Origin of the sequence: Nostoc sp. 2RC, assembly GCF_014222165.1 — a bacterium.
In the GTDB taxonomy this organism is placed as follows: domain Bacteria; phylum Cyanobacteriota; class Cyanobacteriia; order Cyanobacteriales; family Nostocaceae; genus Nostoc; species Nostoc linckia.
The window spans coordinates 1-8,786 of record NZ_JACKZU010000347.1 but is presented as its reverse complement, the minus strand read 5'-3'; the positions used below and the strand labels follow the sequence as shown (position 1 = coordinate 8,786).

Annotated in this window: 6 protein-coding genes; 3 read left to right on the top strand and 3 right to left on the bottom strand. The window is 37.5% G+C overall.

What is annotated here, in order from left to right; genetic code table 11:
- Positions 1-182: 182 nt before the first annotated feature.
- The 3 genes from GNE10_RS27915 (at position 183) to GNE10_RS27905 (ending at position 4,238) form a co-directional block, all read left to right on the top strand.
- The gene (locus GNE10_RS27915; protein WP_185568828.1) at positions 183-860 is read left to right on the top strand and encodes a response regulator transcription factor; all 678 of its coding nucleotides are present in this window, start codon (positions 183-185) and stop codon (positions 858-860) included.
- A 115-nt stretch (positions 861-975) separates the two neighbouring features.
- Complete coding sequence (locus tag GNE10_RS27910) at positions 976-2,874, top strand: CHASE2 domain-containing protein (protein ID WP_185568827.1); 1,899 nt, start codon at positions 976-978, stop codon at positions 2,872-2,874.
- Positions 2,875-3,395: 521 nt separating this feature from the next.
- Positions 3,396-4,238 (top strand): DUF928 domain-containing protein, encoded by an 843-nt coding sequence (locus GNE10_RS27905; protein ID WP_185568825.1) that lies wholly within the window; start codon positions 3,396-3,398, stop codon positions 4,236-4,238.
- 27 nt (positions 4,239-4,265) lie between these two features.
- Here GNE10_RS27905 and GNE10_RS27900 read toward each other — a convergent pair whose 3' ends face one another.
- The 3 genes from GNE10_RS27900 to GNE10_RS27890 form a co-directional block, all read right to left on the bottom strand.
- Positions 4,266-5,657 carry a CHAT domain-containing protein gene (locus GNE10_RS27900; RefSeq protein WP_260447063.1) on the bottom strand — a complete coding sequence of 464 codons (1,392 nt, stop codon included), beginning with the start codon at positions 5,655-5,657 and terminating at the stop codon, positions 4,266-4,268.
- A 436-nt stretch (positions 5,658-6,093) separates the two neighbouring features.
- Positions 6,094-6,315: a hypothetical protein gene (locus tag GNE10_RS27895; protein ID WP_185568822.1), complete on the bottom strand. Its 222-nt coding sequence runs from the start codon at positions 6,313-6,315 to the stop codon at positions 6,094-6,096.
- A gap of 137 nt (positions 6,316-6,452) precedes the next feature.
- On the bottom strand, positions 6,453-8,753 hold the full coding sequence (locus GNE10_RS27890; RefSeq protein WP_185568821.1) for a heavy metal translocating P-type ATPase: 2,301 nt from the start codon (positions 8,751-8,753) through the stop codon (positions 6,453-6,455).
- Positions 8,754-8,786 lie beyond the last annotated feature (33 nt).

Below are 8,786 nucleotides of genomic sequence, written 5' to 3'. Positions count from 1 at the left end.
TAATATAGGAATCCTATTTGATTTTTGAACAAAATTCCGTACACTTTACTCTTTTATAACCCTGTTGCCTATTCCCTATTGCCTCTTGCCTGCCTATACAGATCAGTTCATTAATCAAATCGGACTGCTATAGCAAATAAAAAATACTCATAAACACGTTGGAAAAGGGTGGAACATTAATTATGCAAGAAATTTTAACAGAAAAGCATTTGTTGAAAATTCTAGTAATTGATGACCACGAATCTGTGTTGTCTGGCACTGTCAATGTGTTGCAAAAACATTTTTCTGATGCGGAATTGCTTCTTGCTGGGAATGCTCAGAATGCTTTGAATCAAATTACCACTTTGCAACCGGATATTGTGGTTATGGATTTATCGATTCCAGATAACCCAAAAACAACTGCAAGACCAGATACAGGTTTGCAATTACTCCGGACTTTGATGAAAAATTATCCCAATTTAAATATCGTAGTTCAAAGTGCTAATATCAGAACTTTAGTGAGAATTAGACCTGATATTGATAGCCATAAAGGAGGTTTTACGGTTGCAGATAAGAGTCTTTCTACTCAAGAAATGTTGACTAGAGTTGATTGGTCTTTACAGGGATTAACTCATACAAAAGATATTAAAGGTATTCATTCAGGATTAGAAGTTAAGCCTGAGTGGTTGAGGATGTTAACTTTAGCTTTTGGAGAAGGATTGCAAGATAAAACCATTGCTGAGCGTATGTGCATATCGGAACGGATGGTACGCCATTACTGGAGTAAGTTGCAAGACGTTTTAGATGTTTATCCTGAAGAAGGCAAAAATATCCGCATTCAAACTGAAATGCGAGCTAGAGAAGAAGGATTAATTGATTAATGAATATCTTGCTACACTAAGTAGTATTTCAGCAATTTATCTCTTAGTTATTTAATAAATCGGGGTTTTGATATCTCATTGTTTTTGGAGTCATTAGAGATTACAATAAGCATTTATGCAGCCTGGACTTGGGAGAAAAATCAAAGAAGAAATTAGCATTTGGCGTGTAGGTGCTTTACCAGGTATTGCAGTGATAGGGCTGGTAATTTTGGCTCGTTTAACTGGTGCAATGCAATCTTTAGAATGGCTTGCTTTCGATACTTTTTTGCGTATACGTCCACAAGAACCAATCGATGAAAGAATTTTGCTAGTGGGAATTAATGAAGATGATATTCGCACTCGCCAAGAATATGCTACTAATTCTCCCATATCAGACAGAGATTTAGCCCAATTGTTATTAAAATTAGAAAGTTATAAACCAAGAGTTATTGGTCTAGATATTTATAGAGATTTACCTGTTAACCCCGGTCATGATGAACTAGTTACAGTTTTTCAAAGGCTGAAAAATTTAATTGCTATTGAAAAAGTATTACCAGATGAAGTTGCTCCACCTCCCACTTTATCACCGATGCAGCTTGGTTTTGCGGATCAAATTCTTGATAGTGATGGCAAATTAAGGCGCAGCTTGTTGTCAACACCAACATCTGTGGGATACAAGTTTTCTTTGTCTTTACGTTTGGCAGAAATTTATTTAGCCAAGGAAGGAATTACTTTAGAAAATGGTATCCGCGATCGCGCTACTATTAGGTTTAACAATATTGAGTTACCCCGGTTTTTTCCTAACTCTGGGGGATACGTGCAAACAAATGCCGGCGGCGTTCAAGTACTGCTCAATTTTCGTAGTGGTCAAGCTAGATTTAGAACTTTATCTTTATACGACTTGAAAAGCGATGGATTTAATCCAGATTGGATACGCGATCGCATAGTCATTATTGGCATCACTTCTCCTAGCCGTAAAGATTTTATCACGACTTCAGCGATGGAATCTATTAAACCCGCCAACGGACGAGTTTATGGATTAGAGATTCAAGCACAAGCTGTTAGTCAAATTACCAGTGCAGTACTAGACTCTAGACCACTCTTAAAAACTTGGCAAGATGGATGGGAATATCTGTGGATTATAATTTGGGGCATTTTAGGAATTGCTACTGCTAAGCTTACTAAATCTTTTTTGAGTAATTGTTTAGTTGTTATTATCGCTAGCTTTAGTCTGGTAGTTATTAGTTATTTATTACTGAGTTGGGGTTGGTGGCTGCCAATAATTCCGGCAGTTTTAGTTTTAATTTTAAATGGTATCGAACTCACAGCTTTATATCAAAACGATAGAGCTTTGAGGTTGGGTATTAAAGCCCGTCAAGCTACAATTGAACGCACTTTTGAAACGATTCACAATGGGCCTTTACAAAATCTGGCTAAAGTATTGAAATTGTTAAAAGACCGAAATTTACCAACTAATGAATTGCTCGCAGAAATAGAACAAGAACTAGAAAAATTAAATCGAGAGTTACGGGGAATTTATGAATTTTTGCAACGAGAACCAATAGACCAAGATGCCAGTCTTTATTTAGGAAAAAGTCTAGTTCTCAACTTGAAAGATCCTCTTCATGAAATTCTTTATCAAGTTTACAACCATACCCTAGAGCGAGAATTCCCCTGTTTTCAAAGCCTCAGGATTAAAATTCGTAACTTTGAACCGATAGATGAAGGACATTTGACTATTGAACAAAAGCAAAGTCTTTGCCGATTTTTAGAAGAAGCATTATGCAATGTTGGCAAACACGCCACAGGAGTAACTCGTCTAGAAGTAACTTGTTCTTCATCTGAAGGTTGGTACACTCTCAGTATTGTTGATGATGGTTTGGGTATCACCTCATTTACAGAAGGTCGCGGTACTCAACAATTTAGAAATTTAGCTCGACAATTCAAAGGTAAATTCCGGCGGGTATCTCTTTCTCCGAGAGGTACTCTTTGTGAATTGTCTTGGCCAATGCCAAAATCTTGGTTCCAACCATAAAATAACTAAGACCAAGAACAACTAAATTTTAATCATAAAACTGCTATTTATAAACTGTCACGATTATGTTGACTGTTCCCGGTTGTCAGTTAACCGTCAACCGTGGAATTTAAAAGCCCAATAGCTTACTTTGGCTGTAACGACATAAAACTTAACTGAATTATATTCCTAAGTAGAACGGTGTAAATAATTAAAGGTTTGTACTAAGGACTAAAGTCCTTAGTACGAACTAAATGCCAAGCTTTTTACATTCATTTACATAGTTTGGTTTTTTCAAATCGTTCTACTTACATAAAACATTACTAAATTTGTAGTGAAGGAATTTAGTTCCAACTTTTTAATAACTTCATGGTTATTCAGCTATGTAATCGTGTATTATCAAATAATAATACAATCATATTGTCTTGGCAAATAGACAATTAATTTATGCATTTTTGTAGATTTTTGTGATGAAATTCTACAAAACATAAAGCTTTTTTTAATGATTTAATTCCTGCAATATTGAAGGAGGAAAGATGGTCATGGGAACATCTTTAGTTAACAAAAATATATATGAAAAAATTCAAAAATCAAAATCTTTAATTTATGGTTTAGTTAGTAAACATAACAGTAAAATACACCAAAGGATGGATGATAAAAATAAATTTTTACATCAAGTTTTATATACTTTGATTTTTACAAATTGTATTTTGAGTCTGATTCTAGTTACAATTCAGGCTGCACTCGCTGGCTATCAACCACCCAAAGATCAAAAACCTCCAAGCGGTTATTCAGACTCATCAGGTGTGAGAGGAACGTGCAGTGCTAGCAGTTCTCCCATACTACTAGCACCCATGACCTATGTAGGACTAACTACTTCAACTCATCCGACCTTTGCTTGGTTTGTAGTTGATAATCAATCTGTACCTATAGAATTTAGCCTCTACGAATTCGATACTAACCTCAAACCTAAAAAACTAGATCGCTATACACAGACATTCTTAAACTCATCAGGATTGATACAGCGATCCTTATCAAAGGATTTACCAGGTTTAAGTGTAGGTAAAAGATATCTCTGGCAGTTGCAAAGTTTGTGCGATCCTTACCGTCCTTCTCATAATCTAATTACCAGAGCAGAAATCGAAGTTGTAGCATTACCTCAAACTCTCTTCCATGACTTGGCTATTACTAACGAGTCATCTTACAAAGCCAATTTATATGGAAAATATGGTATTTGGTACGATGCTATCAAAGAAGTGCTGCCATCTAATTCCAAACAGAAACTCAATAAAGTCTTTATCGATTTGTTAGCTAGTCTTGCCAAATCAGAACAATCAGTAGAACGCCAGAATTTGACTAATATTGCTTTTAACTATGGGGAGTAGGGAGATAGGGAAACTTTATCTCCTTCCCTAAAACCAATTTCCCACAAGTATAAATCCTGCCCAGTATGCGGGGTGAGAAGATGCTCCATTACTTGCAATTAGCGATCGCTGTGCTATTCTTAGAGCCTCGGCTTTACTTACTCCAGAATGACACCAAGCTTGATAAAATTTCGTAACTAAATCAACGGTAGCAGCATCATTTATCGACCATAAGGGAGCTATGGCAGTTTTAACGCCACCTTGGACTGCAACCCCAGCCAAACCAAAAACGGCATTGTCATTGCCAATGGCGCTTTCACAAGCAGTCAGCATAAGTAAATCTATAATTTTATTTTCTTGATTGAGACTGCGAAAAATGCGGCTTAATTCAGTGATGGTGAGCTTTTGATTATCACCGGTGACCAAGAAAGTATCATCAAGAAGCTGCGAAAATTCACCATGTGTAGCAATGTGAATAATCGGGTAAAAACTTTGGTGGAGTTCTAATTCCAGGCGATGGCGTGTAAAATTCTCATCTAATAATTGCTTGCTATCAGGAATTTGTTGCTGAACTTGGCGAATTTCTGTAGCAACGTGACTCAAAGCCTTACATTTGCAACCATCAACTATGGCATCTTTAGTTAAGCCAACAATTAACGCCCGCAATTTTTTCGTTGATGTTCCCAGATTAGTCAGAGTTAGACTGGGAGTAGTGGCGATCGCATACTTTTCAATCAAAAATTTTTCACCATCATGTAGCGCCGCCATTGGTATGCTGCGAAGAATTCCATCTGGGACGAAAACTAGAGTTTCGATTTGCAATGACTCTAAATCCTTGACAAAAGGTCGAATAATCCAGTCATAAAGCTTTTGTGCTTGCTGGGGATTGTAAGCGATATCTCCATAATTTTCTAACCCAATCCGAAATTTATTGACCTCTGATTTGAAAGTTTTTTCGTCAATATTTATCCACTTCAATTTTTGATATTTATTTGGTAAATTCACAATTATTGCGGCTCGTTTATCCAAAAAAATAGAGTAAAAAAATGCCGTTTTATTTTTTAAAATTTCTAAATTATATTGCTTTTTTTGTATCTCAGATAAACGATTATCTGGAATTTGATTGACGTGCATTTCTATCATGTGCAAGTCATCAATTATAGCAATAATATCATTAATATTTTGACCATTGATGGGAATATCTTCTGGTAATAAATTTAATTTTTTGTTAATATATTGGCGTTTTAATTTTTTGAAACAGTCTTCAAGATTAACTTGCTGATATTTGCGATGGCTACAAACTTTATTGTCAATATCTTGGAAAGAATTAAATCTTGATTCAAAAAATTTTTGACTATTAAATTTAATAAATTTTGATAATAAATCTGCTGTTTTTGCTGTACTAATTTCTCCACTAAATTTTATTGATAAAGGTGTCAATAAAATCTGATTTAGACTTAAACAACAAATCAGACTGCAAATAAATAAACATGCTAAAAACTGCTTTCTGCTCGGCATAACAGCGTTTGATGAGTGAATATGACAAAATAGCGATCAAACTCTAGCCAGTTTCGCAGAACAGCACATTAAAAATTCAAAATTAAACATCAAATTTAATAGGAGAGTGACCTAGCATAGCGTCTCCTAGATAAGGGTAGTAATTGCAAAGAATTTATCTTACATTTTTGAATGTTAACTTGCTTATTTATATTGAAATTATGACCACACTTTAAAGTCAATTAATTAAAGAAGTTACAATTTTTGATACGCAACAACTCTGTTGTTTATATATTTTTCTAAACACACAGTTGATAATAACTAAAAAGATAAAAATCAACTTAACTGGATGAATCAAGTTCAAGATAGTTGAAAACCCTTATTCATCCATGACATAGAAAAGAAACCACCATAACTCTAGTCCAATGCAAGCTAAACCAGCGATCGCCACACCAACTTTCAAGCCCAAAGGTTGCTCTATATAGTGAAATTGGCTATTTTGTTCTGAATGAACTGGCATTTCTGCTAAGGCTACGGTTGATGTTCCAGTCAGAAAAATTAAACCAGCTAAGTTTCCCCAAAGCATTTTTTTACTGAACATTTGCTGATACCAAAAAAGGGACTGAGGATTGGGGATTGGGTAATCATCTGAAAATTATGTTACGGATTTGCAATCGCATAAACCCTGATTCACCAAGGCTATTCCCAATCCAAAATCTAAAATCTAAAATCCAAAATTCAGATGGTTTTTGGTTGAAATTTACGCAATCTTAAGGCGTTGCTGACAACAGAAACCGAAGAAAGAGCCATTGCAGCACCGGCGATAATGGGATTGAGTAACCAACCAAAAATCGGGAAGAGAATTCCAGCTGCAACGGGAATGCCAATAACGTTGTAAATAAAAGCAAAAAACAGATTTTGCCTGATATTGTTGATAGTGGCGCGACTAAGTTGAATCGCCGTCACAATTCCTTGTAAATCTCCAGAAATAAGCGTGATATCGCTAGCAGCGATCGCCACATCAGTACCCGTACCAATGGCAATTCCCACATCAGCCTGCGCTAGGGCTGGAGCATCATTTATACCATCGCCTACCATTGCGACAATTTTAGATTTTGGATTTTGGATTTTGGATTTTGGATTGGCGAATTTTTCTATCTTTTCTTGCAGAGATTGAATAATCGCCGCCTTTCTATCTGGTCTGACTTCGGCAAATACTCGTTTGATGCCGACTTGTTGGGCGATCGCTTCTGCTGTTTTTTGATTATCGCCGGTAAGCATGACTACTTCTAAACCCAACTTTTGCAGTGCTTTCACTGCTGTTTTTGATGAAGGTTTTAGGGCATCGGCAATACCCATAACTGCTTCAATTTCGCCATCTATAGCCATGAAAATAACTGTTTTTCCAGCAGCTTCCCATGTATCTTTATATTGCTGGAGAGTTGTAGTATTAATTCCGAGTTCTGTTAACCAGCGTTGGGTACCAATTTGCACCAACCGATGGCTAACAATTGCTTGCACGCCGCTACCTGCAATTGCTTGAAAGTCTTTAGCCTCTATTAAATTTACCTGTTGAGATTCGGCATACCTGACAACAGCCGAGGCTAAGGGATGTTCGGAATTTCGTTCTACCGTTGCTGCTAACTGTAAAACCTTGAGTTCGTTACCATCGGCTGTGCCGTTGACAGTGACAAAATCTGTAACTGTAGGTTTACCCACAGTTAAAGTACCGGTTTTATCTAAAACGATAATTTGAATTTTGTGTGCCAGTTCCAAGCTGTCTGCGCCTTTAATCAAAATCCCATTTTCTGCACCTTTGCCGGTTCCCACCATCACAGAAGTGGGGGTAGCTAAACCCAAGGCACAAGGACAAGCGATAATCAATACACCTACAGTTGTCATGGTTGCTAAGGTGAGGTTGCCTGTGAAGCTAAACCAAATGATAAAAGTGGCGATCGCAATGGCAATCACAGCTGGTACAAACCATCCCGTCACTCTATCTGCCAATCGCTGAATTGGTGCTTTGGAACCTTGTGCTTGTTGCACTAGTTTGACGATTTGAGCCAAAAACGTATCTTTTCCCACTCGTGTGGCTCGAAATTGAAATGCACCAGCACCATTAATCGTCCCCCCAATCACCTCATCTGGTGGTTGCTTTTTAACTGGTAAACTTTCACCAGTCACCATTGCTTCATCTACTGTGGAAACCCCTGTAATGATTTCTCCATCTACAGGAATCTTTTCACCAGGACGCACCAAAATCACATCGTTAATTTTGACTTCGGCGATGGGAACATCAATTTCCACACCGTTACGGATGACTCTAGCATCTCTGGCTTGGAGTCCCATAAGTTTGCGGATAGCTTCAGAAGTTTGTCCCTTGGCGCGATTTTCCAATAATCGCCCCAGCAAAATTAAACTAATGACAATGGCTGCAACTTCATAATAAACATGAGGAATCAAGCCCTGAGCAATAAAAAATCCAGGGAAAACGGTAATCAACAAAGAATATAGATAGGCTGCACTTGTACCCAAAGCAATTAGCGTGTCCATCGTCGCCGTATGACGCTTAAAAGCTTTCCAACCATTGCGGTAAAAAGAACCACCACACCAAAATACCACTGGTGTTGTCAGTACTAGTTGTACCCAAGGATTCCCCAAAAAACTGGGAATTATGGGCAAATTTAGCCCAATCATCATGGGTAGCGATCCTAAAAATAGGAAACTGCTGATTACACCTCCCACTGTTACTTTGAGAAAAAGTTCCCGTTGTTTTGCTTGTCTGGTTGCTATCTCCACATCATCTTCTGAAGACAGCATTTCTTCGGAAAGTGAGTAGGAAGAATAACCCGCAGCTTCAATAGCACCTTGGATTTGTTCTAAATTGGTGAGAGAGCGATCGTAATTGATGGTGGCTTGCTCAGCTCCAAAGTTAACATTGCAATCAATCACCCCACGAACCGAGCGAATCGCCTTTTCGACGTTATTGGCACAAGCAGCGCAGCTCATACCTCGAAGTTTCAGTGTGAGAGTATCCATATTGATTGGGGAATTGGGCATGGGGCATGGGGC

Coding starts and splice junctions, on each gene's coding strand:
- GNE10_RS27910 (WP_185568827.1), top strand. CDS start 976: ATGCAGCCTGGACTTGGGAGAAAAATCAAAGAAGAAATTAGCATTTGG.
- GNE10_RS27915 (WP_185568828.1), top strand. CDS start 183: ATGCAAGAAATTTTAACAGAAAAGCATTTGTTGAAAATTCTAGTAATT.
- GNE10_RS27895 (WP_185568822.1), bottom strand. CDS start 6,315: ATGTTCAGTAAAAAAATGCTTTGGGGAAACTTAGCTGGTTTAATTTTT.
- GNE10_RS27905 (WP_185568825.1), top strand. CDS start 3,396: ATGGGAACATCTTTAGTTAACAAAAATATATATGAAAAAATTCAAAAA.
- GNE10_RS27890 (WP_185568821.1), bottom strand. CDS start 8,753: ATGGATACTCTCACACTGAAACTTCGAGGTATGAGCTGCGCTGCTTGT.